Source organism: Cupriavidus basilensis, from assembly GCF_008801925.2.
GTDB classification, from domain to species: Bacteria; Pseudomonadota; Gammaproteobacteria; order Burkholderiales; family Burkholderiaceae; genus Cupriavidus; species Cupriavidus basilensis.
On record NZ_CP062803.1, the window covers coordinates 3,986,044 to 4,010,033 of the forward strand.

Annotated in this window: 28 protein-coding genes; 13 read left to right on the forward strand and 15 right to left on the reverse strand. The window is 66.6% G+C overall.

The window, feature by feature from the left end:
- Positions 1-36: 36 nt before the first annotated feature.
- From acuI to F7R26_RS18290, 3 genes are all read right to left on the reverse strand, one after another.
- Complete coding sequence (acuI, locus tag F7R26_RS18280) at positions 37-1,026, reverse strand: acrylyl-CoA reductase (NADPH) (protein WP_150985652.1); 990 nt, start codon at positions 1,024-1,026, stop codon at positions 37-39.
- Between the two features lie 89 nt (positions 1,027-1,115).
- Positions 1,116-1,865 (reverse strand): DsbC family protein, encoded by a 750-nt coding sequence (locus F7R26_RS18285; RefSeq protein ID WP_150985653.1) that lies wholly within the window; start codon positions 1,863-1,865, stop codon positions 1,116-1,118.
- Between the two features lie 71 nt (positions 1,866-1,936).
- Positions 1,937-3,199, reverse strand: a complete 1,263-nt coding sequence (locus tag F7R26_RS18290) for a UbiH/UbiF family hydroxylase (protein WP_150985654.1) — start codon at positions 3,197-3,199, stop codon at positions 1,937-1,939.
- A 333-nt stretch (positions 3,200-3,532) separates the two neighbouring features.
- Here F7R26_RS18290 and ychF point away from each other — a divergent pair, with 333 nt between their 5' ends.
- Complete coding sequence (gene ychF, locus F7R26_RS18295) at positions 3,533-4,624, forward strand: redox-regulated ATPase YchF (protein WP_150985655.1); 1,092 nt, start codon at positions 3,533-3,535, stop codon at positions 4,622-4,624.
- 167 nt (positions 4,625-4,791) lie between these two features.
- Here the strand turns inward: ychF and F7R26_RS18300 are convergent, their stop codons facing one another.
- Genes F7R26_RS18300 through F7R26_RS18310 form a run of 3 tightly spaced genes read right to left on the reverse strand, consistent with a single transcriptional unit; the run spans position 4,792 to position 6,493 of the window.
- Positions 4,792-5,442: a DUF799 domain-containing protein gene (locus F7R26_RS18300; protein WP_150985656.1), complete on the reverse strand. Its 651-nt coding sequence runs from the start codon at positions 5,440-5,442 to the stop codon at positions 4,792-4,794.
- Between the two features lie 5 nt (positions 5,443-5,447).
- Positions 5,448-5,822 carry a DUF4810 domain-containing protein gene (locus F7R26_RS18305; protein WP_150985657.1) on the reverse strand — a complete coding sequence of 125 codons (375 nt, stop codon included), beginning with the start codon at positions 5,820-5,822 and terminating at the stop codon, positions 5,448-5,450.
- Positions 5,823-5,848: 26 nt separating this feature from the next.
- A complete protein-coding gene (locus F7R26_RS18310; protein WP_301542585.1) occupies positions 5,849-6,493 on the reverse strand; it encodes a CsgG/HfaB family protein in 645 nt (214 codons plus the stop codon).
- 234 nt (positions 6,494-6,727) lie between these two features.
- On the opposite strand from F7R26_RS18310, the gene F7R26_RS18315 reads away from it, so the two are divergent.
- The 3 genes from F7R26_RS18315 (at position 6,728) to mctP (ending at position 8,827) form a co-directional block, all read left to right on the forward strand.
- Positions 6,728-6,961 carry a hypothetical protein gene (locus F7R26_RS18315; RefSeq protein WP_150985658.1) on the forward strand — a complete coding sequence of 78 codons (234 nt, stop codon included), beginning with the start codon at positions 6,728-6,730 and terminating at the stop codon, positions 6,959-6,961.
- A 196-nt stretch (positions 6,962-7,157) separates the two neighbouring features.
- On the forward strand, positions 7,158-7,355 hold the full coding sequence (locus F7R26_RS18320; protein ID WP_150985659.1) for a DUF3311 domain-containing protein: 198 nt from the start codon (positions 7,158-7,160) through the stop codon (positions 7,353-7,355).
- On the forward strand, positions 7,352-8,827 hold the full coding sequence (mctP, locus tag F7R26_RS18325; protein WP_150985660.1) for a monocarboxylate uptake permease MctP: 1,476 nt from the start codon (positions 7,352-7,354) through the stop codon (positions 8,825-8,827). The genes F7R26_RS18320 and mctP overlap by 4 nt, the downstream gene beginning before the upstream one ends.
- Before the next feature lie 22 nt (positions 8,828-8,849).
- On the opposite strand, the gene F7R26_RS18330 is transcribed toward mctP, so the two are convergent.
- From F7R26_RS18330 to F7R26_RS18340, 3 genes are read right to left on the reverse strand one after another with little or no spacing between them, the layout of a single operon-like run.
- Complete coding sequence (locus F7R26_RS18330; RefSeq protein ID WP_150985661.1) at positions 8,850-9,350, reverse strand: GDYXXLXY domain-containing protein; 501 nt, start codon at positions 9,348-9,350, stop codon at positions 8,850-8,852.
- Entirely contained in the window at positions 9,347-10,468 is a 1,122-nt protein-coding gene (locus F7R26_RS18335) for a DUF4401 domain-containing protein (RefSeq protein WP_150985662.1), read from the reverse strand. The genes F7R26_RS18330 and F7R26_RS18335 overlap by 4 nt, the downstream gene beginning before the upstream one ends.
- Complete coding sequence (locus F7R26_RS18340; RefSeq protein WP_150985663.1) at positions 10,465-11,520, reverse strand: DUF2157 domain-containing protein; 1,056 nt, start codon at positions 11,518-11,520, stop codon at positions 10,465-10,467. The genes F7R26_RS18335 and F7R26_RS18340 overlap by 4 nt, the downstream gene beginning before the upstream one ends.
- 157 nt (positions 11,521-11,677) lie before the next feature.
- Between F7R26_RS18340 and F7R26_RS18345 the strand changes: the two genes are divergently transcribed.
- Positions 11,678-12,445 (forward strand): 5'-methylthioadenosine/adenosylhomocysteine nucleosidase, encoded by a 768-nt coding sequence (locus tag F7R26_RS18345; protein ID WP_150985664.1) that lies wholly within the window; start codon positions 11,678-11,680, stop codon positions 12,443-12,445.
- A gap of 55 nt (positions 12,446-12,500) precedes the next feature.
- Here the strand turns inward: F7R26_RS18345 and F7R26_RS18350 are convergent, their stop codons facing one another.
- Complete coding sequence (locus tag F7R26_RS18350) at positions 12,501-12,737, reverse strand: hypothetical protein (RefSeq protein ID WP_150985665.1); 237 nt, start codon at positions 12,735-12,737, stop codon at positions 12,501-12,503.
- Positions 12,738-12,990: 253 nt separating this feature from the next.
- Between F7R26_RS18350 and hemA the strand changes: the two genes are divergently transcribed.
- The 6 genes from hemA (at position 12,991) to F7R26_RS18380 (ending at position 18,169) form a co-directional block, all read left to right on the forward strand.
- Positions 12,991-14,295: a glutamyl-tRNA reductase gene (hemA, locus tag F7R26_RS18355; RefSeq protein WP_150985756.1), complete on the forward strand. Its 1,305-nt coding sequence runs from the start codon at positions 12,991-12,993 to the stop codon at positions 14,293-14,295.
- Positions 14,296-14,422: 127 nt separating this feature from the next.
- On the forward strand, positions 14,423-15,505 hold the full coding sequence (gene prfA / locus F7R26_RS18360) for a peptide chain release factor 1 (protein ID WP_150985666.1): 1,083 nt from the start codon (positions 14,423-14,425) through the stop codon (positions 15,503-15,505).
- Positions 15,506-15,729: 224 nt separating this feature from the next.
- The gene (locus F7R26_RS18365) at positions 15,730-16,056 is read left to right on the forward strand and encodes a hypothetical protein (protein WP_150985667.1); all 327 of its coding nucleotides are present in this window, start codon (positions 15,730-15,732) and stop codon (positions 16,054-16,056) included.
- Between the two features lie 124 nt (positions 16,057-16,180).
- Positions 16,181-17,098: a peptide chain release factor N(5)-glutamine methyltransferase gene (gene prmC, locus F7R26_RS18370; RefSeq protein WP_150985668.1), complete on the forward strand. Its 918-nt coding sequence runs from the start codon at positions 16,181-16,183 to the stop codon at positions 17,096-17,098.
- A 131-nt stretch (positions 17,099-17,229) separates the two neighbouring features.
- Entirely contained in the window at positions 17,230-17,541 is a 312-nt protein-coding gene (gene grxD, locus F7R26_RS18375; RefSeq protein WP_150985669.1) for a Grx4 family monothiol glutaredoxin, read from the forward strand.
- A gap of 7 nt (positions 17,542-17,548) precedes the next feature.
- A complete protein-coding gene (locus F7R26_RS18380) occupies positions 17,549-18,169 on the forward strand; it encodes a UbiX family flavin prenyltransferase (protein ID WP_150985670.1) in 621 nt (206 codons plus the stop codon).
- A gap of 55 nt (positions 18,170-18,224) precedes the next feature.
- Here F7R26_RS18380 and F7R26_RS18385 read toward each other — a convergent pair whose 3' ends face one another.
- The 3 genes from F7R26_RS18385 to F7R26_RS18395 form a co-directional block, all read right to left on the reverse strand.
- A complete protein-coding gene (locus F7R26_RS18385; protein ID WP_241754360.1) occupies positions 18,225-18,452 on the reverse strand; it encodes a hypothetical protein in 228 nt (75 codons plus the stop codon).
- A 165-nt stretch (positions 18,453-18,617) separates the two neighbouring features.
- Positions 18,618-20,138 carry an L-piperidine-6-carboxylate dehydrogenase gene (gene amaB, locus F7R26_RS18390; RefSeq protein ID WP_150985671.1) on the reverse strand — a complete coding sequence of 507 codons (1,521 nt, stop codon included), beginning with the start codon at positions 20,136-20,138 and terminating at the stop codon, positions 18,618-18,620.
- The gene (locus tag F7R26_RS18395; protein ID WP_150985758.1) at positions 20,135-21,259 is read right to left on the reverse strand and encodes a saccharopine dehydrogenase family protein; all 1,125 of its coding nucleotides are present in this window, start codon (positions 21,257-21,259) and stop codon (positions 20,135-20,137) included. The genes amaB and F7R26_RS18395 overlap by 4 nt, the downstream gene beginning before the upstream one ends.
- A gap of 248 nt (positions 21,260-21,507) precedes the next feature.
- Here F7R26_RS18395 and F7R26_RS18400 point away from each other — a divergent pair, with 248 nt between their 5' ends.
- On the forward strand, positions 21,508-21,957 hold the full coding sequence (locus F7R26_RS18400) for an Lrp/AsnC family transcriptional regulator (RefSeq protein ID WP_150985672.1): 450 nt from the start codon (positions 21,508-21,510) through the stop codon (positions 21,955-21,957).
- A gap of 101 nt (positions 21,958-22,058) precedes the next feature.
- Entirely contained in the window at positions 22,059-22,868 is an 810-nt protein-coding gene (dapB, locus tag F7R26_RS18405) for a 4-hydroxy-tetrahydrodipicolinate reductase (RefSeq protein WP_150985673.1), read from the forward strand.
- Between the two features lie 40 nt (positions 22,869-22,908).
- Here dapB and F7R26_RS18410 read toward each other — a convergent pair whose 3' ends face one another.
- Positions 22,909-23,577: a hypothetical protein gene (locus F7R26_RS18410; RefSeq protein WP_150985674.1), complete on the reverse strand. Its 669-nt coding sequence runs from the start codon at positions 23,575-23,577 to the stop codon at positions 22,909-22,911.
- Between the two features lie 95 nt (positions 23,578-23,672).
- Positions 23,673-23,963 carry a hypothetical protein gene (locus tag F7R26_RS18415; RefSeq protein ID WP_150985675.1) on the reverse strand — a complete coding sequence of 97 codons (291 nt, stop codon included), beginning with the start codon at positions 23,961-23,963 and terminating at the stop codon, positions 23,673-23,675.
- Positions 23,964-23,990: the final 27 nt, after the last annotated feature.

The following is a 23,990-nucleotide window of genomic DNA, read 5'->3' on the forward strand; positions in this document are numbered from 1 at the left end:
TTGTAGCGCCATGCCCGCCCCGGACTACGCGCCGGCTCAGGCGTTGACGTTCACCACCACGCGGCCGCGCATGCCACCGTCGACAATCTTGCGCCCGGCCTCGATCGCCTCCGACAAGCCGATCTCGCGGGTGATCGCGCGCAGGCGATCCGGCTCCAGGTCCTGCGACAGCCGCTGCCAGGCCCGCTCGCGCAAGGCCATCGGGGCCATCACACTATCGATGCCGTAGAGCGTGATGCCACGCAAGATGAAGGGCGCCACCGAAGCCGGGAAATCCAGCCCTTGCGCCAGCCCGCACGCGGTGACCGCGCCGCCGTAGCGCACCTGCGCGCATGCATTGACCAGCGTGTGCGAGCCAACCGAATCCACCACCGCAGCCCAGCGCTCCTTCTGCATCGGCTTACCGGGCTTGCCCAGCTCCGTCCGGTCAATCACCTCGGCCGCGCCCAGTGCCTTGAGGAAATCCGCTTCGGCCGTCTTGCCGGTGGAGGCCACCACGCGATAGCCCAGCTTCGACAGGACGGCAATGGCGACCGAGCCCACGCCGCCCGAGGCGCCGGTCACCAGCACCTCGCCATCGCCCGGCTTGATGCCAGCGCGCTCCAGCGCCAGCACCGACAGCATGGCGGTGTAGCCGGCCGTGCCGATGGCCATGGCCTGCTGCGTGGTGAAGGCAGACGGCAGCGCCACCAGCCAGTCGCCCTTGAGGCGGGCGCGCTGGGCCAGGCACCCCCAATGCGTCTCGCCCACGCCATAGCCGTTGAGCACGACCTTGTCGCCGGCCTTCCAGCGTGCATGGGCGGATTCCAGCACCGTGCCGGCGCCGTCGATGCCCGCCACCATCGGCCACTTGCGCACCACCGGCGAGCGGCCGGTAATGGCCAGCCCGTCCTTGAAATTGATGGTGGAGTAGTCGATGGCCACCAGCACATCGCCCTCGGCGGGCAGGCTGGATTCGTCGAGCGCGGTAACGGCGGCCTGGGTCGCGCCGTCGGCCTGGGTCAGCAGCAATGCCTGGAACGTCATGGAGTCTCCTTCCGGTTCTTGATTCTTAAGCAAAGACAACCGGCCGGCTCCGGCACGGCAGCGCCGGGAAGGCCGCCGGCGCAACGTGATTACTTCTTGAGGCTGGTGAGCTTGCGCTCGAGCGTGGCGGCGTCGGCGGCGCCGGGAATGCGGGTGCCGTCCATGAAGAACACGGCCGGGGTGCCGGTGATGTTCAGGCTCTGGCCGAGCGCCAGGTTGTCATCCACAGGGGTCTTGCAGCTGCCGTTGCCGGTCAGCGCCACGTGGCTGATCATCCAGTCGCGCCAGGCCTTGGTGCGGTCGGCCGCGCACCACACCTGCTTGGCCTTTACCGACGAATCCGGCGACAGCACCGGGTACAGGAAGGTGTAGACCGTGATGTTGTCCATCTGCTGGAACGTCTGCTCGATGCGCTTGCAGTAACCGCAGTTGGGGTCGGAGAACACCGCCACCTGGCGGCTGCCATCGCCCTTGCTCCACTTGATCGCGCGCGCCAGCGGCAGGTCCGACCACTTGATGCGGTTGATATCGGCCAGCCGCTCCTCGGTCAGGTTGGCGCCGGTCTTGGAGTCCACCATCTCACCGTTGATGATGTAGCGGCCGGTGGCATCGGTGTAGACCACCTGGCCACCGATGTTGACCTCGAACAAGCCGGGCACGGGAGTCTTGGCCACGCTCTTCACTTCAGCGCGCCCGCCCAGCATCTTTTGCACCGATTCCTTGATGCGGTCGGTGCCCGGCTCGCCCGCCGCCATGGCGTGCAGCGCGAAACCGGCAGCCGCAATGCCGCCAACGATGGTGGCGGACAGGGCGGGACGGCGGCGCAGAAAATGCAACATGATGACTCCAGTAATTCGATGATTCGGTTCGCGCGAGCGAGCTCGGGATTCAGGGTTCAAGGGTCGGGCGCTCAGCCCAGCGCGCGGCCGATAAGAAAACGCTTGAGCAGCGACTGGCCGCCCACGACCCGCATGCCGGCATTGCGCACCGTGCGCGCCACGCCGCCAGGCAGGGAAAACAGCCGATGCAGGCCATCGGTAGCCGCCGTCAGCGACAACAAATCGGTGGCGCGCGCGCGCTCGTAGCGGCGCAGCAAGCGCAAGTCGCCTTCTGCTCGGAAAGACTCTTTGGCGGCCATCACGCGGCCAAGTTCCGCCACATCGCGCAAACCGAGGTTCATGCCCTGCCCCGCCAAGGGGTGCACCACGTGGGCGGCATCGCCCACCAGCGCCACGTGCGGCTGCACAAACTGATCGGCGCGCTGCAGCACCAGGGGGAAGCCCTGCGCGGGCGTGATGCAGCGCAGCGCGCCAAACTGGCGTCCCACGGCGCCGCTGGCAGCCTGCATCACGGTATCGGCCAACGCCTCGGGCGACAGCGCCAGCAGCTCACTCGCATGGGCATCGTCGGCCGACCACACCATCGACACGCGCCGGCCCGGCAACGGTAGCAACGCCAGGATCTCGCCGTTGGCCGGCTCCTCGTCCGCCATCAGCTTGGGCGGCGTGCCCAGGAACCACTGCCAGGCAGTGTCCTGGTGCGGCAGCTCGCATTCGAAATTCGCCACGACGCCAAGCTGGCGATAGTGCCGCTTGGTGACCGGAATGTGGCATTGCTCGCGCACCCACGAGCGCGCGCCATCCGCGCCCACCACGCAAGCCGCGCGCACCTTGTCGCCGCCAGCCAGGGTCAGCGTCACGCCATCATGGTCGCGCGCGAACGCCGCAGCCGTATCGTCATGCCAGTGCACCTGGTGCTGGAAGCGCAGCGCGGTATCGAGCACGCGCTCCACATGGCCGGATTCGATGATCCACGCCAGTTGCGCGACCGTGGCCGCGTAGGCCGAGAAATGGAGATCGCCGGCAGCCGAGGCATTCGCCTGCGCCGCGCTCGCGTCGCCAAACACGCGCATGTCGCACACCGGCTGCATCCGCGCCGGGTCCAGCGCCTCCCACACGCGCAACCGCTCCAGCAAGGCTTGCGAGCTCGCCGAGAAGGCGTAGATACGGCTGTCCCACTGGCCAGGATCCGGCGCGGCCGCAGCGGCAGGCAATCGCGGCGCGATCAGCGCCACCTGCATGCCCTGCTGGGCCAGCAATAACGCACAAGCCTTGCCGACGATGCCGCCGCCAACCACGGCAACCTGGAAACGGGAGGGAGATGGACGAGTCATGCGTGGATTATAGCCACCCCGGCACGATGGCTTTGGTGCGCCCTCGCGCGCATGAAGCGGCGCCCGGGCGCCTGCGGCGAAGGGGCGCACGCCCGCGAGGCGCACAAATGCAGCAGGCGGCAGGCGCGGCCAGCCGGTTCAGCGCAGCGTCCGGCGAGGTTACAATAGCCATCTTTCTGATGGCATTCCAGCACAAAACCGGTGAGCAACGCCCCGCTTTGGCTGTGTTGTCTCGTGCTGAACCCTCCCCTCTGCGTCCCCACCGCCGCGCCATTCCAGTGCGCCGGACGCACCCAGGGTGAACCGCAACCCATTGATTTTTAAAGGTTTACCATGAGCCTCAAATGCGGCATCGTCGGCCTGCCCAATGTCGGCAAGTCCACGCTGTTCAACGCCCTGACCAAGGCCGGCATCGCCGCCGAGAACTATCCGTTCTGCACCATCGAGCCCAATGTGGGCGTGGTGGAAGTGCCGGATACGAGGCTCGCCAAGCTGGCCGAGATCGTCAAGCCCGAGCGCATCCTGCCGGCCGTGGTCGAATTCGTCGACATCGCCGGCCTGGTGGCCGGCGCGTCCAAGGGTGAAGGCCTGGGCAACCAGTTCCTGGCCAACATCCGCGAAACCGACGCCATCACCCACGTGGTGCGCTGCTTCGAAGACGAGAACGTGATCCACGTCGCCGGCCGGGTCGATCCGCTGTCCGACATCGAGGTGATCAACACCGAACTGGCGCTGGCCGACCTCTCCACCGTCGAAAAAGCCCACGCCCGCTACATCAAGCCCGCCCGCGCCGGCGACAAGGAAGCGCTGCGCCTGGTGGCCGTGCTGGAAAAAGCCCAGGCCGTGCTCAACGAGGCCAAGGCCGTGCGCACGCTCGACCTGTCCGATGAAGAATGGGCCGCCATCAAGCCGCTGTGCCTGATCACCGCCAAGCCCACCATGTACGTGGCCAACGTACGTGAAGACGGCTTCGAGAACAACCCGCACCTGGACGCCGTGCGCGCCCACGCCGCCAAGACCAAGTCGCCGGTCGTGGCCGTCTGCGCCGCCATCGAAGCCGAAATCGCCGACCTCGACGATGCGGACAAGGCCGAGTTCCTGGCCGACCTCGGCATGGAAGAACCCGGCCTGGATCGCGTGATCCGCGCCGGCTTCACCCTGCTCGGCCTGCAGACCTACTTCACCGCCGGCGTGAAGGAAGTCCGCGCCTGGACCATCCACGTGGGCGACACCGCTCCGCAAGCGGCCGGCGTGATCCACACCGACTTCGAACGCGGCTTCATCCGCGCCCAGACCATCGCCTATGAGGACTTCATTACCTACAAGGGTGAGCAGGGCGCGAAGGAAGCCGGCAAGATGCGCGCGGAAGGCAAGGAGTATGTGGTGAAGGATGGCGACGTGATGAACTTCTTGTTCAACGTGTGATCAACGTCTGATCACCTTGAGCTACTGCCCGCCGGCTCCACTCGGCGGGCGACGAAAAAGCCCCGCAAGGCATGTGCCTGCGGGGCTTTTTGTTTTCAGGAGACGGCCCGTGCCGTTCGCTCGCGCAGGGACGCCGCACGTTCATCCATCACCCGTCCCGCCCAAGCTCAATCCGTCCCGTACTTAGGCGAGCGCGGCCCGTACAAGATACTCCCCGGACGCCCTGCCGAAAGCAGCCGCTGGCTCGTGACCCCAGCCACCGTGTGCCCCGCTTCCGTCACACTGTTGATCACCTGCTTGACCGCTGCGGCCACCAGCGCGCCGATCAGCCCGCCGCCGGAGGCGTTGCCGCCTTCGTCGTTGGAGGCCGAAGCGGAACCGGTCCACAGCGTCTTGCCTGTCTTCAGGTCGACCAGCTTGGCCCGCGCGGTGACGACGGTGGCGCTGCTGATCACCATGTAGGAAGTGCCATACTTCGACACGGTGATGTACAGCGCCGCATCGGCGCCGAAGATTTCCTGCAGCTTTGCCGGCGGGACTTCATGGATGTCGCCGGCGGTTGTCAGGCCGTTTTGCTTGAACGTTTCATCCACCAGCGTCACCGGCAGCACGTAGTATCCCGACTCGGCCAGCGGATAGGTGACCTGCGACAGCATGCTGTAGGTGGCCTGCACTTCAGGCGATTCGTTCAGCGGCGGCAGCACGACGATGGAGCGGGGACGGCTCTCCTTGAAGGCGGCGTAGTTGACCCGCTTGGGCGCTGCGCATCCAGCGGCCAGCAACGCAACCGCGGAAACGGCGATGAGGCGTTTGAACATTGGCTTCACTTCTTCTCCTCACCGCGCTTGACGTTCTTCATCAGGAAATCGACATAGGTGGCCGACTCAGGGAACAGGGTCTTCTCCGTCTGGAATTCCTGGACCATCTGGTCGTCCTTGCCGGTGCCGGCGTACAGCAACCCGAGGTGCGCGTGATAGCCCGGCGGCGGCGTGCCGCCTGCGGCCGTGATCTTCTGCATATCGCGCTCAAGCGACTCGATCTGCGCTTCCTTGGATTCGCCCTTGAAATACTGATAGACCTGCGGCTGATAGCCTTCCCACTGATACAGGTTCTTGGCTGGCGCTGCGCACCCCGCCAGAAGGATGCTTCCCAACAAAGCCAGCGCCGCCGGGCGCCATGGCTGATACGACTTATTCACATCTTCTCCTCGTCAACAATCGATGCTCAGGGGTTGCCCGGCTTCCAGGCACCGCCTTCAATGCCGGTGACCAGGTTCGTCACCGCCTCGCGCATCGCGAGGTCCAGCACCTTGCCGTTGAGCGTGGAGTCGTAGCTCGACGTGCCGCCAAAGCCAACGACTTCGCGGGTCGACAGTGCGTATTCGCCAGCGCCCTGGGCGGAGAACACGACTTCCGACGTGGTGATGTTCACCACGTTCAGCGCGACCTTGGCGTAGGCCACTTGCGACTTGCCACGACCCAGGATGCCGAACAGCTGCTGGTCGCCAACTTCTTTGCGCCCGAACTCGGTCACGTCCCCAGTGATGACGAAATCGGCGCCCTTCAGGCGCTGTGCCTGGCTCTTGATGGCGGCTTCGCGCTTGATCTCCTCCATGTTGTCCCGATCCAGCACATTGAAGCGGTTGGTCTGCTGCAGATGCGTGATCAGCACGGTCTTGGCCTGGCCGCCCAGCCTGTCGATGCCGTCGGAGAACACGCCGCGCATATAGCTCGAGCGGTTGTCGAACTTGCCCACCGCGATCGGGGTCCGCACGCCGGCGTAGGGGCGGCTCGCGCTTTCCACCTTCTGCACCGGCAGCGCGGTCGACGTTTCGGTGGCGCACCCGCCCAGCATGGCGAGCAGCGCCATCGCCCCGATCAGGGGAATTGTGGTCGCTTTCTTCACTAAGAATCTTCCTGTTAATCGCATCATGAAACAATGAATCTCCGCATCCGCGGAAGCGGCCACGGAGATCCGGCTACCGAATTTGTTAACGACTGTCTGGGGCATGTCCAACACCCTTCGCTCGTTGGGTGTACAAGACCAGAGCGTGGCATCCTCTGGTCCCCGTCCTGGCCGCCAGCCCCGGAATCAGGCGGTGGCATGCGGGAGATTCCTGCCGTATTTGAAATAAGAACTGTCCAGCGCAATTGGAACTCAACGGGCGAGAAGGCCCATGCCAAATGCCGCCGCGCCGTAATGCACCAAAGAGAAGACATTGGCGATGGCCGCCGCATGAATGCACGCAGCATCATGGCCATCCCGCAACCGGCCATCGCTGATGCGCTGGAGATGGCGACGTGCCTTCCCAAACATTTCCCCGCCAAACCCAAGTGAAACCCCCGCATTGATGGCCTAGACTGAAGTCACCCTCAAGGCGCAATGGCACACGACGCACTGCATCGAAGGCCAATACCTGCGCGGGCACGCATGGTTGGCGCATAGCCCGACAACAATGCCGGCGAGGGCATGCCAGCGATGGCCGCTATGCGTCAGGAGACCGGTCCCGGTGATGGACCGTTAGGGGGATGTCGTGGAACCTGCCAACTCCGCCGGCCGTTCATGGCTATGGCTCATCTTGCTGCTGCCGTACATCGCATTGCTGTGGGTGCCCTTCTATAACGACACGCGGCCGTCCTTCGCCGGCTTTCCGTTTTTCTACTGGTATCAGTTCCTCTGGGTACCGCTGACGTCGCTGTTGATCTACATCGTGTACCGGGGCATCAAATGAGCGACGCGCCTCCCGTCAACGCGGTCGCGATGACCGTCTTCGTCTTCTTCTTCGTCCTCGTCACGGTCATCGGGTTCTTTGCCTCGCGCTGGAAGCGCGGTGACCTGACGCAGTTGCATGAATGGGGCCTCGGTGGCCGCCAGTTCGGCACGCTGATCACGTGGTTCCTCGTTGGCGGCGATTTCTATACGGCCTACACCGTGATTGCCGTGCCTGCACTGGTCTACTCGGTGGGTGCGTACGGGTTCTTCGCATTGCCGTACACAATCATCGTGTATCCGTTGGTCTTCGCGGTCATGCCGAAGCTGTGGACGATTGCGAAGGCAAAGAATCACATCACGGCAGCTGACTACGTGCGTGGCGAATATGGCGGCAAGTGGCTTCCGGCCGCGGTGGCGATGACCGGCATTGTTGCGACGATGCCGTACATCGCGCTGCAACTGGTAGGCATGCAGGTCGTGATCAAGGGGCTTGGTGTGACCGGCGAGATGCCGTTGATCGTCGCATTCGTGATCCTGGCGCTCTACACCTACGCGAGCGGCTTGCGCGCGCCGGCAATGATCGCGTTCGTGAAAGACATCATGATCTATATCGTGGTGATCGCGGCGGTCTGGCTGATCCCGTCGAAGCTGGGTGGCTACGGGCACGTGTTCGATGCTGCCGATCAGTTTTTCCTGGCCAAGGGCGGCGCGACGGGCATTATCCTCAAGCCGACGCAGTTCACGGCCTACGCGTCGCTTGCGCTGGGCTCTGCGCTGGCCGCGTTCATGTACCCGCACACGATGACGGCGGTGTTGTCTTCTTCATCTGCGACAACGATCCGCAAGAATGCCATGCTGCTGCCAGCCTACACGCTACTGCTCGGCCTGATCGCACTGCTCGGCTACATGGCGATTGCGGCCGGGGTGAAGGTCACCTCGGCCTCGGATGTCGTGCCAACGCTGTTCGGCGCTCTGTTCCCTGCATGGTTCGTCGGCTTTGCCGCGGCGGCGATCGCAATCAGTGCGCTGGTGCCGGCTGCCATCATGTCGATCGGCGCGGCGAACCTGTTCACGCGCAACCTGTGGCGCCCGCTGGTTGCGCCGGACATCACGCCGCAGGCGGAAGCGTCGACAGCGAAAATGGCTTCGCTCGTGGTGAAGTTCGGCGCGCTGCTGTTCATCGTGTTCCTGCCCACGCAGTACGCCATCGATTTGCAGCTGCTCGGCGGCGTGTGGATCCTGCAGATTTTCCCGGCCATCGTGTTCTCGCTGTACACGCGCCGGCTCAGCGCGCCCGGGCTGTTTCTCGGCTGGCTGGCGGGCATCGCGCTGGGCACGGGCATGGCGATTTCGCAGGGGCTCAAGCCGGTGTTTGCCTTGCACATTGGCAGCGCCACGTATCCGGTCTACATCGGCTTGATTGCATTGGTTACGAATATCGTCGTGGCATTCGTGGTGTCGCTGGTGACGCCGAGACGGGCCGGGGCGTGAGCAGCGATCGCCTGTGCGCCTCTCACAGTGCCCCCAAATCCTCCCCCCGCAGCCCCACCAGCAGCGCTTGCCCATCCGGCCCCACGCGAAACTCGCCATAGCGCGCCTTCTCGAACCGCGCCCCCTGCCCTTCCTGGAAGAAGTACGCATCAGTGGACACCTGCGCCTGCATGCCGCCCCAGCGGGCCGGCACGTTCTGAAAGCGCAGCAGTTGCTCGCCGGCGGCCAGTGCCGCGCCCGTGTGCAGACGCACGAAGCTAGCCTCGCCACGTGCATCGCGGTGGATCACGGCAACTTGCTCGCGGGCGGGCTCGATGCCTTGCAGCTTGCCTGCCTGGCGGATGGACTCGGCGATGGCGAAGTTCAGCGCCATGTAGTCGCCTTGCATGAGCGAGCGCGGATCGACTGGCGCCAGGCGCAGGTAGACGGTGTCGCCATGCGCCAGCAGCCGTTCCTTGCCGGCGATGGCGAAAGCGGCCAGCCCGAGCGTGAGCACCCATGCCAACAATATCCAGCGTTTCATGCTTGTCTCCTTGCGCCATCGCGACGCAGCGCCATGCGCAGCATCAGCACGGCGATGCCGGCGCCGGCGAGCGTGGCGGACTTGATCAGCAGCGTCCAGTGCAACGCGCTGTAGTACCAGATGAAGCCGCTGCCGAGCGCGGCGACGGCCAGGCCCAGCCAGGGCAGCGAGCCGCGGCGCAGCGCCAGGCCGAGCGCAAGGGCGGCGGCGACTACCGCTGGCGCGCCGGCGAGCAAGGCACCAAACAGCACCGCGCCGGCAAGCGCGGTGCCCCGCACCGCCGGGCTTAGCTGCAGCCGGCCTGCTTCGGCGAGGACAAACGCGGCGAGCACAGCGCCAAACAGCGCGCCGGCCATCCAGTAGTTGCCGGCGTGGCGCCCGGTGTCGGCATCGAACAGCAGTGCCTGAGGCTGGCTGAGGCCGGTCACCATCAAGGCCGCGCCCAGTGCGAACAGCAGCGTGGCATCCGCGGCCGGCTCGATCCAGTTGTGCAGACCGGCGGCGCAGAGCCGCCGCTCCGCCAGCACGAAGCCGGCGAGCAGCGTCATGGCGAAGGGCGCGAGCCAGCCTAGCGAGAAGCTCATGGCTTGCCAGACGTGGCGCAGGCCGGGCGCCATGGCCAGGTGGAGCGCCAGGGCCACGCCGGTCCATAGGCCCAGCGCGGCCAGGAAGCGATGGAGCCGGTTGCTGACCAGCACATAGAGCACGGCCTCCAGCAGCGCGAGCGCGCCCCAGAAGGCGGCCGATTCGAGCAGGCGGCTACCGCCGTAGGCCTGGCTCGCGCCATACACGAGCAGGCCCTGGCCGCTGAGGCTGACGGCCAGCGCGAACTGCTCGAGCGCGGTGGCGCCCGCGCGGCGCCGGTACAGCACCGCGGCCAGTGCGATCATGGCGGCGCCGCACAGCGCCATTGCCGTGGCATTGTCGCGCGCGGCCACAAAGACCGAGCCGAGCAGGAAGGCGAGGAAGAACACCGCACCGAGCCAGCCCGCGAGGCCCATCAGCAGCCTCACGGCCCATGGCGTGCGCCCTTGTGCGGCTTGCGGCTGCCCTTGCACCAAGCCGCGCGCGGCCAGGTCCTGCCACAACCCTTGTACTACTTGACGGTCGCTGGTCATGCTGGCTCTCCGTTGGGCGCGCCGCTTTGGTCTTGCCCGTGGTGTCGATAGGCGCGCAGCAGCCAGGCCGCCGCCGCGGCGGACAGGCCAATGGTCAGCAGCCCGAGGATCAGGAAGGCGCCGAACGCGTCCCGGCTGCCCTCCAGCAGCAGCCGGGCAACCCCGGTCACCAGCAGCACGATGACCGAGAAGCTGGCCAGGCTGAGCGCCACCACATCGAATGCCCGCAGCCGGAACCACGCAAGCAGCCCGCCCAGCGTGAGCATGGCCACGCCGAACATGGCGGGGTCGACGCGGTTGTGCAGGATGCTGGCGAGGCCGAGCCAGCCGGCGTAGGCGCACGCCAGCGTGGCAAGGATGCGCGCGCCGGCCAGCCCGCGAAAGCCGTAGGCCGGCGCCACTGCGCGCAGCGCGAACCACAGCACCAGTTGCACCAGCGTGGCCACCAGCAACCAGAGCGTGGTGGCCCGTTCGCCAGTTGCCCCAAACAGCAGGTCGAACATGCCGCCCACGCCAAGGCGCACGCTGAGGTACCGCAGCAGCGCCACATTGGCCAGCACGATCACCACCCACCAGTGCGGCGCCGCGCGCGCGGCCAGCGCCCACGGGATCGCCAGCAGTGCCCACAGGGCGAACAGCTGCCACGCGTCAGCGCCGGTCTGGTAGACCTGTCCGATCACGGCCAGCAGCACGCCGGCCACCACCTGGGCGCCGCAGAGCGCCGCCAGCCCCGGCATGTCAGCGGGCGGGCGCAGCCAGGCGAATCCCGCCAGCAGCGTCAGCGCGCCGGCCAGCAGGCCAAACTTGGCAAACTTGTGCAGGTCCTGCCAGTTGAAGGCGAAGAACACGATCACGCCAGCGCAAAGCAGCGCGGCGCCCAGCATCAGCAACGTGCGATCGAGCCAGGTCCGCCACTGCGCCGCGTCGGGCTCGGTCCCTGGCCAGCCGGCGGCCACGCCGTCGGCGGCGAGCACGCCCTGCTCACGCCAGTCTGCCAGCGCCTGGCGCGCTGCCCGCCGGTCTTGAAAGCCCTGCGTTGTGGTTGCCTGCATCGATGCCCCATGTGATGGATACGCCAGCGCACTGTAGCAAAGGCGCCGCCATTTGCGCAGCTTTCCTGGCGTGAGCGGGAGCATGCAACAGCGCTGCTTTGCCGCCTTGCCCCGGCCCGGTATGCTGTGCGTTTCTCCAACCCAGCCACGCCTCGCCATGACCCTTGGTATCCTCGCCGCCATCCACGATGAAGTCGACGGCCTGATCGCCGCCATGCGCCACGATGATGCCCGCGCCACCGTGCGCACGATCGGCATGCGCGACTATCACGTTGGCCATCTCTACGGCCAGCGCTGCGTGCTGGTGCTCGCGCGCATGGGCAAGGTGGCGGCGGCAGCCACCACGGTCACCCTGGTGCGCGAGTTCGGCGTGGATGAGATCGTCTTCACCGGCCTGGCCGGCGGCATCGGGGCCGAGACGCGGGTCGGTGACGTGGTGGTGGCGGACCGCACGCTGCAGCACGACCTGGACGCGCGGCCTTTTTTTGCCCGGCATGAGGTGCCGCTGCTGGATCGCGCTGAATTCCCCACCGACCCGGGGCTGACCGCCGCGCTGCGCGAGGCCGTGGCAGGCTACCTGCGGGATGATCTGCCGGCCTCCGTCCCGGCCGGCGTGCTGGCGCGTTTCGGGGTCAGCGCGCCCAGGCTGCATGTGGGGATGATCGCCAGCGGCGACCAGTTCATCGGCTCACCCGCCGCCGCGGCCGAACTGCGCGAGCGCTTGCCCGGCGTGCTGGCGGTGGAAATGGAAGGCGCCGCGGTGGCGCAGGTTTGCCATGAGTATGGCGTGCGGCATGCGGTCATGCGCACGCTGTCGGATCGGGCCGACGATACCGCGCACGTGGATTTTGCGGCGTTCCTGACCGACGTGGCCAGCCATTATTCGAGCGGGGTCTTGAGGCGGTTTCTGGAGCAGCGCGGGTAACCTGCCTGAAGCCTGGTTCGGCGTAAATTCGAGGTTGAGAGGCATTGAGCCGGTCTCACCGCCCCCTGGCCACGCCCCCGACGCCAACCAGCACGGCCGCGCCCAGGATGGCCGCGAACCAGCCCGCCATCTGCCCGTCGACAAACCAGTGCAGCCCACGGCCGCCGTAAAACGCGGCCAGCGCGCCCAGTGCGCCGAACACCACCGCCGCAAGCAGGCTGACCCGGCCCACGGGGTGCAGCCACCGCGCCGCCAGCCCAGCCAGCACCCCCACCACCAGCGTACCCAACATCACTTTCTCCCAAATTCCTGAATATGGCGCGCTCCCCGGGGAGTCCCGCCAGTCGCCGCGCGTGGCCGCAACCATACGGTAAACCCGACCGCGCTCCGGCAAGATCCGCGCCGGGCGCTATAATGTAGCCCGGTTCGGCGGCGCTTTGCGCCGGAATCCGCGCTTGAATTCATGCCCGGATTGCACCTGACTCCCGCGCTGCAGCCTGCAAAGCCGCCGCCCGGAGCCCGGCCAGAGAGACATGCTCCCCACCATGCAACTGCTCGCGATCGGTATCAATCACACCACGGCGCCCGTCTCGCTGCGCGAGCGAGTGGCGTTTCCGCTTGAGCAGATCAAACCCGCCCTGGGCGCCTTGCGCACCCACCTGGCCGGCAAAAATGGCACCGAAGCCGCCATCCTCTCCACTTGCAACCGCACCGAGATCTATTGCGCCACCGATGTGCTGCTGTCGGGTTCGGAAGGCTTCGAGCACACGCTGCGTTGGCTGGCGCAGCACCATAACGTGCCGGCCGGTGAACTCGCGCCCCACCTGTACTCGTTGCCGCAGTCCGAAGCCGTGCGCCATGCCTTCCGCGTGGCCAGCGGGCTGGACTCGATGGTACTGGGCGAAACCCAGATCCTGGGCCAGTTGAAGGATGCCGTGCGCACCGCCGGTGAAGCCGGCGCGCTGGGCACCTACCTGAACCAGTTGTTCCAGCGCACGTTCGCGGTGGCCAAGGAAGTCCGCGGCCAGACCGAGATCGGCGCGCACTCGGTATCCATGGCCGCTGCCGCGGTGCGCCTGGCCCAGCGGATTTTTGAAAGCGTCTCGACCCAGCGCGTGCTGTTCATCGGCGCGGGCGAGATGATCGAGCTGTGCGCCACGCACTTCGCGGCGCAAACGCCGCGCCAGATCGTGGTGGCCAACCGCACCGTGGAGCGTGGCGAGCGGCTGGCCGAGCAGCTCGCCGGCCAGGGCCTGACCACCGAGGCCATCCGCCTGTCGGAGCTGGGCGCGCGCCTGCATGAGTTCGACATCGTGGTGTCGTGCACCGCCAGCTCCCTGCCCATCATCGGGCTGGGCGCGGTAGAACGCGCGGTCAAGCTGCGCCGCCACCGCCCCATCATGATGGTGGACCTGGCCGTGCCGCGCGACGTGGAGCCCGAAGTCGCGCGCCTGGACGACGTCTTCCTGTACACCGTGGACGACCTCGGCGCCATCGTGCGCGAGGGCAATGCCATGCGCCAGGCCGCCGTGGCCCAGGCGGAAGCCATCATCGAAAGCCGCGTGCAGAATTTCATGCACTGGCTGGAAACCCGCAGCGTGGTGCCTGTCATCCGCGAACTGCAGGAGCAGGGCGAGGCCATGCGCCAGGCCGAGCTGGAGCGCGCGCGCCGCATGCTGGCGCGCGGCGACGACCCGCAAGCCGTGCTCGAAGCCCTGTCCGGCGCGCTCACCCGCAAATTCCTGCACGGCCCGACCCACGCCCTGAACCACACCCAGGGCGACGACCGCGAGACCTTGCTGCGCCTGGTGCCGGGCTTGTTCCGCCACAGCAGCCACTCCGAGCGCTAGCCGCGCTCGCCTCGGCCGTGCGTGTCCTGCGCGCGGCCAGCTTTGCGTTGCCTCAGGCCATAGGCCCGCACGCATCCCAGCAGCAACATCCATCTCCACCCGTTTCACCGCGCCTCTTCGGACCCCCATGAAAGCCAGCATGCTTGCCAAGCTCGACCAATTGTCCGAGCGACTCGACGAAGTCAACGCCCTGCTTGCGCGCGAAGATGCCACCGCCAAGATCGACCAGTACCGCAAGCTCACGCGCGAACACGCCGAACTGACGCCGGTGGCCGAGCAATATGCGCAGTACTGCCAGGCACAGGAGGACCTGTCCACCGCGCAAGCGCTGCTGGACGATCCCGAGATGAAGGAGTTCGCGGCCGATGAGATCACCGCGGCCCGCGAGCGGCTGGAAACGCTGGAAGGCAGCCTGCAGAAACTGCTGCTGCCCAAGGATCCCAACGACGACCGCAACCTGCTGCTGGAAATCCGCGCCGGTGCCGGCGGCGAGGAAAGCGCGCTGTTCGCCGCCAATTTGCTGCGGATGTACACACGCTACGCCGAACGCCAGCGCTGGCAGGTAGAGGTGATGAGCGAATCGCCGTCCGACCTGGGCGGCTACAAGGAAGTCATCATCCGCATCGCCGGGGATGCGGCCTTTTCCCGGCTGAAGTTCGAATCCGGCGGCCATCGCGTGCAGCGTGTGCCAGCCACCGAGGCCCAGGGACGCATCCACACGTCGGCCTGTACGGTGGCAGTCATGCCCGAGGCCGATGAGGTGACCGAGGTGGAAATCAATCCGTCGGACCTGCGTGTGGATACCTTCCGCGCCTCCGGCGCCGGTGGCCAGCACGTGAACAAGACCGACTCGGCCGTGCGCCTGACCCACCTGCCCACCGGCATCGTGGTCGAGTGCCAGGACGACCGCAGCCAGCACCGCAACAAGGACAAGGCCATGAAGGTCCTGGCGGCCCGGCTGATGGACGCGAAGCTGCGCGCGGCCCAGGCGAAAGAAGCCAGCACCCGGCGCAACCTGATCGGCACCGGCGACAGAAGTGACCGTATCCGCACCTACAATTTCCCGCAGGGGCGCGTGACGGATCACCGCATCAACCTGACGCTGTACAAGATCGACATGATCATGGACGGCGATCTCGACGAGCTCCTGTCCGCCTTGTCCGCGGAACATCAGGCGGACCAGCTGGCGGCGCTGGGCGAAGGGCAATAATCGCTTGGCATTAGCAGGTTATTGCGACGAATTACCGGTCATTAAGGCAGATTTTTTGATCGCACTGCATAAATCGCGATTTCTGAACGAAAACCTTTGTATCTGTTGTAAATGCTTGCAACAGCACTGGCGTGCCATTTTTCGCTGTCTATAATCGATTTCGACTGAGCCGCCATACAGAGGTCGGCGTGTCGCCACTCGAAAACGGAAAAAAGGACGAAATCATGAAGAAATTGCTCGCGCTGTTGATGATCACCGCCGCCATGGCTGCCTGCAGCAAGAAGGAAGAAGCCCCCGCCACGCCGAGCGCCGACAGCGCCATGCAAAGCGCCGCTGAATCCGCCAAGGCCGCCGCCAGCGACGCCGCATCCGCCGCCAGCAATGCCGCCGATGCTGCCAAGGCCGCTGCCAGCAGCGCGGCTTCCGATGTTTCCGCTGCCGCCGAAAAGGCCAAGGTCGATGCCGGCAATGCCATGGAAAAGGCTAAGGACGCCGCCAAGGATGCTGTCAACGCCAGCGCTGACAAGGCCAAGGACGCCGTCAACAAGTAATCCGCGCGCCACGGCGGCAAGAGGCTGGCGCATCGCGCCCAGGCACCGCCGCCCAGGCAAGCGCGTTACACTGCAAACCCCGTCAGGGCACCTCCCGACGGGGTTTTGTTTTTTTGCTCTCTCCATGCCCAGCATCACGTCCACCGCCACCTCCCCCAGCCCCGATGCCGCCACGCCGGTCTCATTGCCTGAGACGGCCACGGTACGCGACGCCCTGGCCGCGGCTGCGGCAGCCGGCTTGCCCGCGCTGGAGGCGCGCCTGCTGATCAGCCATGTCACCGGGCTCACCCGCACCCAGCTGATCACACGCGACGACGAAACGCTTGCCCCGGCCCAGCGCGACAGCGTGGCCGCCTTGCTCGGGCGCCGCCTGGGCGGCGAGCCCGTGGCCTACTTGCTGGGTGAGCGTGAATTCTTCGGGCGCGCCTTCCGCGTGACCCCGGATGTGCTGATTCCGCGCCCGGACACCGAAATCGCCGTGGAAGCGGCCTTGAAGCTGCTGGCGCCACTGGCTGCGCCCCGGGTGCTCGACATGGGCACCGGCTCCGGCGCGCTGGCCGTCACGCTGGCCTGCGAACGGCCCGACACCGAGGTCTGGGCGACCGATATCTCGCCGGGCGCGCTACAGGTGGCGCAAGACAACGCGCGCGCGCTGGGCGCCGGCAACGTGCGCTTTCTGGCCTCCGACTGGTACGCCGCGCTGCCCGCTGGCCTGCGCTTCGACCTGATCGTGAGCAATCCGCCTTATATCGCGGCCGCGGACCCGCACCTGGCCCAGGGCGACCTGCGCTTCGAGCCGATCGATGCGCTGACCGATCATGGCGATGGCTTGTCGGACCTGGCGGCAATCGTGGCCGGGGCCGCCGCGCGCCTGCATGCGGGCGGCTGGCTGCTGATGGAGCACGGCTACGACCAGGGCCAGGCTGCCCGCGACCTGCTGGCCGCCGCCGGCATGGCCGAGATCTTTACCGCGCGCGACCTGGCAGGCCATGAACGCTGCAGCGCGGCTCGCCTGCCAGCACAGGCCGGGGCGGCCGCCTGAAGCCGGCAGCCGATTCCGGTAAAATCAAATACTTGATTGCATCAAGGCGCACGCATCACGCGCGCCCTTTCCGATTTCCCGATAGCGGTGCCGGCCAGTGCCTGCACCGCGAGCAACTGAAAAGAGACATCATGAGTGACGTGCAGCAAAAGATCGACCAGATCGTCAAGGGCAGCCCGGTGGTCCTGTTCATGAAGGGCACCGCCCAGTTCCCGATGTGCGGCTTCTCCGGCCGTGCCATCCAGATCCTGAAGGCCTGCGGCGTCGACGCACCGACCACGGTCAATGTGCTGGAAGACGACGGCATCCGCCAAGGCATCAAGACCTACGCCAACTGGCCGACCATTCCGCAGCTCTACGTGAACGGCGAGTTCGTCGGCGGCTCGGACATCATGATGGAGATGTACCAGAATGGCGAACTGCAATCGCTGCTGAAGGCCTGAGCGCGACATGACCGCAGCGGGTGCAGCGGCGGGTGCAGTGGGTGAAGGCAAGCCGCGGCGCATCGTCGTCGCGATCACCGGCGCCACCGGCGCGGTCTACGGCGTACGCCTGGTACAGATACTGGGCGCTGCGCCTGGCGTGGAGGCCCATCTGCTGATCTCGGCGGCGGGCGTGATGAACCTGCAGCACGAACTCGACATCAGCAAGGCCGAGGTGGAAGCCTTTGCGCAGGTGGTCCACAACGTGCGCGATATCGGCGCCACCATTGCCAGCGGCTCGTTTGCCGCCCATGCGATGGTGGTGGCGCCCTGCTCCATGCGCACGCTCGCGGCCGTGGCGCATGGCCTGTCCGACAATCTCATTACCCGCGCCGCGGATGTCACGCTCAAGGAGCGCCGCAAGCTGGTGCTGATGGTGCGCGAAACGCCGTTGAACCTCGCGCACCTGCGCAATATGACCGCCGTCACCGAGATGGGCGGCATCATCTTTCCCCCGGTCCCCGGCTTCTACCAGAAGCCGCAGAGCGTGGCGGAACTGGTCGACCATACGGTTGGCCGCGTGCTGGACCTGATCGACGTGCCGCAGACGCTGGCGCCGAGCTGGGCCGGGCTCAACGGCCAGGCCTGACACACGCGCTGGCACACGCGTTTACCGCGTTCTATCCCGTGCTACCTCTCTCGCTTCAATGCCAGTAGCGATAGCGGCGGCCGCCGTAGTAGCCGCCGTGATAGCCATAGTAGCCACCGTAAAACCCAGGGGCCACCACCACCGGCGGCGCAGCGTAGACCGGCGCCGGCGCCACTGCGACCTCGCCGCCCCCATAGCCATAGCCGGGATAAGCCGGGTAGACCGCACAACCGCCAAGCATGGCGGCGCCAACCATCGCGAGCCCCATCATCAACGTTCTCATCTCATCGTCCTTGTGGCTTGTTTAGCCTTGGTTTAGCCATAAGAACGTTATACGGGGCGGTTTAGTAATACAGGGTCAACCTGCTGTAACCCTTGTTACGAATCGCAACGTTTGGATGAACGTAAAGACCGCGGGCCGCAGGCCTCAGATATCAAACCTCAGACCTCAAACCTCAAACCGCACCCCCTGCGCCAACGGCAGCGTATCCCCATAGTTCACGGTATTGGTAGCGCGCCGCATATACCCCTTCCAGGCGTCCGAGCCGGATTCACGCCCGCCGCCAGTCGCCTTCTCCCCCCCGAACGCACCGCCAATCTCCGCCCCGCTGGTGCCGATATTCACATTGGCAATGCCGCAATCGCTGCCGCTTGCCGACATGAAGCGTTCCGCCTCGCGCAGCGACTCGGTGAAGATGCAGGACGACAAGCCATGTTCCGACGCATTGTTCAGCGCAATGGCTTCGTCCAGCGTGGTGTACGGCATCACGTAGAGAATCGGCGCGAAGGTTTCGCTCAGCATCATCTCGTGCTGACGATCGGTCAGCACCAGCGCGGGCCGCACGTACTCGGCATTGGGGTACTTTTCGGCCAGCACGCGCTCGCCGCCGTGCACCGTGTTGCCATGCTCGCGGCAGCGCAGCAGCGCAGCGGCCATGGCGGCGCCGGCGGCGCCATCGATCAGCGGACCGACCAGCGTTGTCTCGGCCAGCGGATCGCCCACCGGCAGGCGGCCGAACACCTGGATCAGGCGCGTGGTAACGGCCTCCAGCACGTCGACATGCACGAAGGCGCGGCGCAGCGACGTGCAGCGCTGCCCGGCCGTGCCCGCCGCCGAGAAAGTCATGGCGCGCACGGCGAGTTCGAGATCCGCCGAGGGCGCGATGATCGCAGCGTTGTTGCCACCGAGTTCCAGGATGGCGCGCTTGAACCGCTCGGCGCAAGCGATGCCCACGGCGCGGCCCATGCGGGTGGAGCCGGTGGCGCTCACCAGCCGCACGGCGGCGTGTTCCACCAGATGCTGGCCCAGTGCCGGGCCGCCAGAGAGCACGGTGGCGATGCCAACGTGCTGGGGCGCGGCAATCTCCAGCACGCCGTCAAGCAAGCTCTGCATGGCCAGCGCGGTGAGGGGCGTTTTCTCCGACGGCTTCCAGATCACGCCATTGCCGCACACCAGCGCCAGCGCCGCATTCCAGGCCCAGACCGCCACGGGAAAGTTGAAGGCCGAGATCACGCCGCACAGGCCATAGGGATGCCAGGTCTCGCGCATCGCATGCTGGGGCCGCTCCGAGGCGATGGTAAGGCCATGCAACTGGCGCGACAGGCCGACGGCGAAGTCGCAGATGTCGATCATCTCCTGCACCTCGCCTAGCCCTTCCTGCAGGATCTTGCCGGCCTCCAGCGAAACCAGCTCTCCGAGATGCTTCTTGTGTTCGCGCAGCATCTCGCCAAAGCGCCGCACCACCTCGCCGCGCACTGGCGCGGGCACCAGCGCCCAGCTGGCTTGCACCACGCGGGCGCGTTCGATGCGCGCATCGGCCTCGGCGAGGCTGCAGGCGGGCAGGTGCCCGAATGCCTCGCCGTCGATCGGCGAGCGCACCGGCAAGGCGCCGGTGGGGCCTTCGCCATCGCGCCACGGCGGCGTCAGCCCGATGGCCTGCCAGCAGGCCGCGAATTCCTTTGCTTTCATACCGTTGCCTCTTGAAGCGGATGACGGGTGTAGTGTCGGCCAAAACGGTTGGCCAGGAAAACGTCCAGCGGCATCGCCTCTTGCGCAACGAAGCCGGCCTGCGGCAACTCGCCATTGGCAACCAGGTCCAGCGCGGTGCAGATGCCGGCCGCCGTGGTGAGCTGGATCGCGTTGACATGGCCGGCAATCGTATCCGCGCCACCAATGCGCGCCGAGAACGACGCCTGTGTCAGCGGCCCGCGCCTGCCTTTGCCACCGCTGGCGGCATAGCCAGTGGCGTTGGCGAACACGATCACCACGTCCTGCTGCGTGGCGGGGATCGCGCTCTCGAAGATCTCGCGCATCCAGTCGCGGCGCTCGCGCAGGCGCAGGTCGTTGAGCAGCAGCTTCATCACCGCGCAGTGGCCCGGATAGCGGATCGACTTGTAGTCCACGTCGCGCGCCCGGCCCGCCAGCGTCTCGGGCAAGGTGCCAAGCCCTCCTGACGTATTAAAGGCTTCGTACTCGATGCCGTCCAGCGCAAAGCTCTCCAACCCTTCCAGCGCCGGCACTTCCACGCGGCGGCCGTCGACGATGGCCTCGCACGGGTTGCAGTATTCGTTGATCAGGCCTTCGGTGCTCCAGGTCAGGTTGTACTTGAGCGCATTGCTCGGGTAGCGCGGCAGCGCGCCAACGCGCATCTTCAGGTCGAGCAGTTCGCCGCCGCCGCGCAGGAAGCGCTGGGCGAGGTCATTGCCGACCACGCCGATAAAGCCGGGCGCCAGCCCGCATTGCGGCATCAGCACGGAGCGCGCGCCCTCGGCCAGGCGCCGGATGGCATGGGTGGCGGCGACGTCTTCGGTCAGGTCGAAGTAATGCACGCCAAGGCTGGCCGCTACCGTGGCCACGCCGACCGCGGCATGGAATGGCAGTGCATTGAGCACGGCCTGCGCGCCGCCGAGCAGCCGGGCGCAATCCTCGGTCTGGTCCGGGTTGCCGACGCGCACGGCGATGCCCTGCGGCACACCCTCGAGATGGGTGGGCTCGCGGTCGACCAGGGTCACGCGGTAGTCGCCGCTGTCATGCAGCATGACGGCGATGGTGCGGCCGATCTTGCCCGCGCCCAGCACGACCACGCGCATCGGCGTCTGCCTGGCTTGGGTGTTCTGTCCAGTTTGGTCCAGATGGCCGGTTGGCGTAATGCAGGTCATGATGTCCCTCATGGAAGTGATTCAGCGGAGCAAGCCCATAGCTGAAGTATGGTTGCGGGCACAGGCAGAATGAAGGAACAAGATTGACGAAAAGGCCTCACAATCGAACGATTAGACGAAGCCAACGATCGAATCGACGAAACACCGGCGTTTGACCCGCCCGCAGCCCTAGCCCGCCCATGACCGAACTCGACCAGACCGACCGCCACCTGCTCTCCCTGCTGCAGGCCAATGCGCGCGAGAATGCCGCCAATCTCGCGCGCAAGCTCGGCATTGCCCGCACCACCGTGGTGGCACGCATTGCGCGGCTGGAGCGCGATGGCGTGATCGCCGGCTACGGCGTGCGGCTGGGCAAGGAAATGGAAGACAACGCCATCCTGGCGTTCTGCGGCATGTCGGTGATGCCCAAGAGCGCGCCCGCGGTGGTGCGGGCGCTGCAGCGCTTTCCCGAAATCGAGGAGCTGAACTCGGTCAGCGGCCCGGTGGACTACATGGCGGTGATCCGCTGCGACACCCATGCCCGCCTGGACAGGCTGCTGGACGAAATCGGCGCGCTGGATGGCGTCAACCACACCACCACCTCGATCGTGCTGGCGCGCAAGATCGACCGGCGCCGCGCCGCGGGCTGAGCCAGCGACGCGCGCGCAAAAGGCTTATGCTGCACAACCTGGCAGCCAGCCCGGTGCGGTTGGCCACCCCGGAAAACCATCCAGATCAGGAGAGCAAGACGATGAGCAATCGCATTCGAGTCGCCGTAGGTGGCGTGACCGGCTGGGCCGGCGGCGAACTGGCGCGGGGCGTGGCGCACGCGGACGACATGACGCTGGTGGCCGGGCTGTCGCGCGGCGCGGCCGGTCAGGCCCTGGCGGCGCTGACCGCGCACAAAGGCACGCCGGGCGTGGCGGTGGCCAGCATCGACGAGCTGGCGCAAGGCACCTTCGACGTTTATGTGGAGTACACCAAGCCGGACATTGCCAAGCGCAACATCCTGCAAGCGCTGGCCAAGGGCGCGCACGTGGTGGTGGGCACCTCCGGGCTATCCGACGAGGACTATGCCGAGATCGATGCCGCCGCGCGCCAGGCCGGGCGCGGCGTGCTGGCCTGCGGCAACTTTGCCATCACCGTGGTGCTGCTGCAGAAGTTCGCCGAGATGGCCGCGCGCCACCTGGAGCACTGGGAGATCATCGACTACGCCAAGGCCGGCAAGATCGACGTGCCCTCCGGCACCGTGCGCGAGCTGGCGTATCGGCTGGGACAGGTCCGCGAGCCCAGGCAGGCGGTGCCCATCGACCAGGTCAAGGGCCCGAAGGAGACGCGTGGCGCAACGATGTCCGGCAGCCAGGTGCACGCCGTGCGCCTGCCGGGCTATCAGTTGGGCGTGGAGGTGATCTTTGGCGCCGACGGGCAGCGCCTGCACCTGAAGCATGAGTCCGGCGACGGCTCCAAGCCCTATGTCTCGGGCGCGCTGCTGGCGATCCGCAAGGTGCATGCCTTGACCGGGCTGGTGCGCGGGCTGGACAAGGTGATGGAAGGGCTTTGAGGGCCTTTGCGGCGCGTGGAGCGCCGCAAAGCCGCAAACGCTACCAGCTGCCGTCCTTGCCCTTCTTCTCCGCGCCCTTGCCGCTGGGCGCCGCTTGCGGGGCGGACGCCGCCTTGGGGTTGAGCTGTTGCGCCATCGCGTTGTCCTGGTTGGCCATCAGCACGCGGGCCTGGGGCAGCAGCAGTTCGATGGTGCCGGTATTGGGATCCTCCGGAATGGCGTATAGCTCGACGGTCAGCGGCTTTTTCATCCAGCCGGCGTGCGCACTGGTGACGGGCTGGCCGGCCTTGTCCTTCATCTTCACCTGCTCGGAGCGAAAGGGCTTGCCATAGCGCGCGGTGAGGCTGTCCACCGCGTCTTTCTCGGAGCGCACGCCATCGATCGGCACAATCACGCCAACCAGCGCATTACCGTCGACAAAGGCCACCACATGGGGTCCGTCCATGAAGGCGGGCCGCTTGTCGCGCGGCACGCCAACCTGGCGCATCACGCCGTCGCCACGCACTTCAACGCACAGGGCGGTCACGTCGCGTCCGTCGGGGGTGCGCTTGTCGGCGCAATCGGGCAGCGTGGGCAGCGGGCTGCCGATCTCCAGGGTACCCAGCATTGGCGCCAGTTTGTCGGCGACGCCATCCTTGGGGGCGGCGCCGGCCCAAGGTGAAACCAGCAGCAGGCTGGCAACGGCCAGCCCGGCAAGGGGGTATTTCATCCAGACTCCTGAGATAAGCTCCGGATTGGAGCGCCCCCTGCGCGCGTGGTTCCTGCCGCCCGCCACAAGATGGCATGCAGGCACACTGCCGGGGGTTAATGCGTCATATTCATCACCGCGCTGGCCAGCACCGCCAGCACCATCAGCAACAAGCCCCACAGCAGCAGGCGCGGCACCCGGCTGGGCGGCAACTGCCGCCGCGGCGAGCGCGCCGACGACGGTAGCGGCGCGCGCTGGCGGGTATGGCCATGCAGGCCACGCGTGTGCCAGACGGTGTCCGGTCCGAGGTCGCGCAACGCAGTGCTTTCCTTGCCCTGCGGCTTGCGTGGGCTCTGCGGCTGCGGGCGTGATGCGCCGTTACTGCCCGGCGGTCGTTTTGTGGCCATCTGTGCTCCCCGGTTCGTCGTGCCGGC

Bases quoted from the DNA above. Each gene is read 5' to 3' on its own strand.
- acuI (WP_150985652.1), bottom strand. From the start codon at position 1,026: ATGACGTTCCAGGCATTGCTGCTGACCCAGGCCGACGGCGCGACCCAG.
- F7R26_RS18285 (WP_150985653.1), bottom strand. From the start codon at position 1,865: ATGTTGCATTTTCTGCGCCGCCGTCCCGCCCTGTCCGCCACCATCGTT.
- F7R26_RS18290 (WP_150985654.1), bottom strand. From the start codon at position 3,199: ATGACTCGTCCATCTCCCTCCCGTTTCCAGGTTGCCGTGGTTGGCGGC.
- ychF (WP_150985655.1), top strand. From the start codon at position 3,533: ATGAGCCTCAAATGCGGCATCGTCGGCCTGCCCAATGTCGGCAAGTCC.
- F7R26_RS18300 (WP_150985656.1), bottom strand. From the start codon at position 5,442: ATGTTCAAACGCCTCATCGCCGTTTCCGCGGTTGCGTTGCTGGCCGCT.
- F7R26_RS18310 (WP_301542585.1), bottom strand. From the start codon at position 6,493: ATGGCGCTGCTCGCCATGCTGGGCGGGTGCGCCACCGAAACGTCGACC.
- F7R26_RS18315 (WP_150985658.1), top strand. From the start codon at position 6,728: ATGCGGGAGATTCCTGCCGTATTTGAAATAAGAACTGTCCAGCGCAAT.
- mctP (WP_150985660.1), top strand. From the start codon at position 7,352: ATGAGCGACGCGCCTCCCGTCAACGCGGTCGCGATGACCGTCTTCGTC.
- F7R26_RS18330 (WP_150985661.1), bottom strand. From the start codon at position 9,350: ATGAAACGCTGGATATTGTTGGCATGGGTGCTCACGCTCGGGCTGGCC.
- F7R26_RS18335 (WP_150985662.1), bottom strand. From the start codon at position 10,468: ATGACCAGCGACCGTCAAGTAGTACAAGGGTTGTGGCAGGACCTGGCC.
- F7R26_RS18340 (WP_150985663.1), bottom strand. From the start codon at position 11,520: ATGCAGGCAACCACAACGCAGGGCTTTCAAGACCGGCGGGCAGCGCGC.
- F7R26_RS18345 (WP_150985664.1), top strand. From the start codon at position 11,678: ATGACCCTTGGTATCCTCGCCGCCATCCACGATGAAGTCGACGGCCTG.
- F7R26_RS18350 (WP_150985665.1), bottom strand. From the start codon at position 12,737: ATGTTGGGTACGCTGGTGGTGGGGGTGCTGGCTGGGCTGGCGGCGCGG.
- hemA (WP_150985756.1), top strand. From the start codon at position 12,991: ATGCAACTGCTCGCGATCGGTATCAATCACACCACGGCGCCCGTCTCG.
- prfA (WP_150985666.1), top strand. From the start codon at position 14,423: ATGAAAGCCAGCATGCTTGCCAAGCTCGACCAATTGTCCGAGCGACTC.
- F7R26_RS18365 (WP_150985667.1), top strand. From the start codon at position 15,730: ATGAAGAAATTGCTCGCGCTGTTGATGATCACCGCCGCCATGGCTGCC.
- prmC (WP_150985668.1), top strand. From the start codon at position 16,181: ATGCCCAGCATCACGTCCACCGCCACCTCCCCCAGCCCCGATGCCGCC.
- grxD (WP_150985669.1), top strand. From the start codon at position 17,230: ATGAGTGACGTGCAGCAAAAGATCGACCAGATCGTCAAGGGCAGCCCG.
- F7R26_RS18380 (WP_150985670.1), top strand. From the start codon at position 17,549: ATGACCGCAGCGGGTGCAGCGGCGGGTGCAGTGGGTGAAGGCAAGCCG.
- F7R26_RS18385 (WP_241754360.1), bottom strand. From the start codon at position 18,452: ATGAGAACGTTGATGATGGGGCTCGCGATGGTTGGCGCCGCCATGCTT.
- amaB (WP_150985671.1), bottom strand. From the start codon at position 20,138: ATGAAAGCAAAGGAATTCGCGGCCTGCTGGCAGGCCATCGGGCTGACG.
- F7R26_RS18395 (WP_150985758.1), bottom strand. From the start codon at position 21,259: ATGCGCGTGGTCGTGCTGGGCGCGGGCAAGATCGGCCGCACCATCGCC.
- F7R26_RS18400 (WP_150985672.1), top strand. From the start codon at position 21,508: ATGACCGAACTCGACCAGACCGACCGCCACCTGCTCTCCCTGCTGCAG.
- dapB (WP_150985673.1), top strand. From the start codon at position 22,059: ATGAGCAATCGCATTCGAGTCGCCGTAGGTGGCGTGACCGGCTGGGCC.
- F7R26_RS18410 (WP_150985674.1), bottom strand. From the start codon at position 23,577: ATGAAATACCCCCTTGCCGGGCTGGCCGTTGCCAGCCTGCTGCTGGTT.
- F7R26_RS18415 (WP_150985675.1), bottom strand. From the start codon at position 23,963: ATGGCCACAAAACGACCGCCGGGCAGTAACGGCGCATCACGCCCGCAG.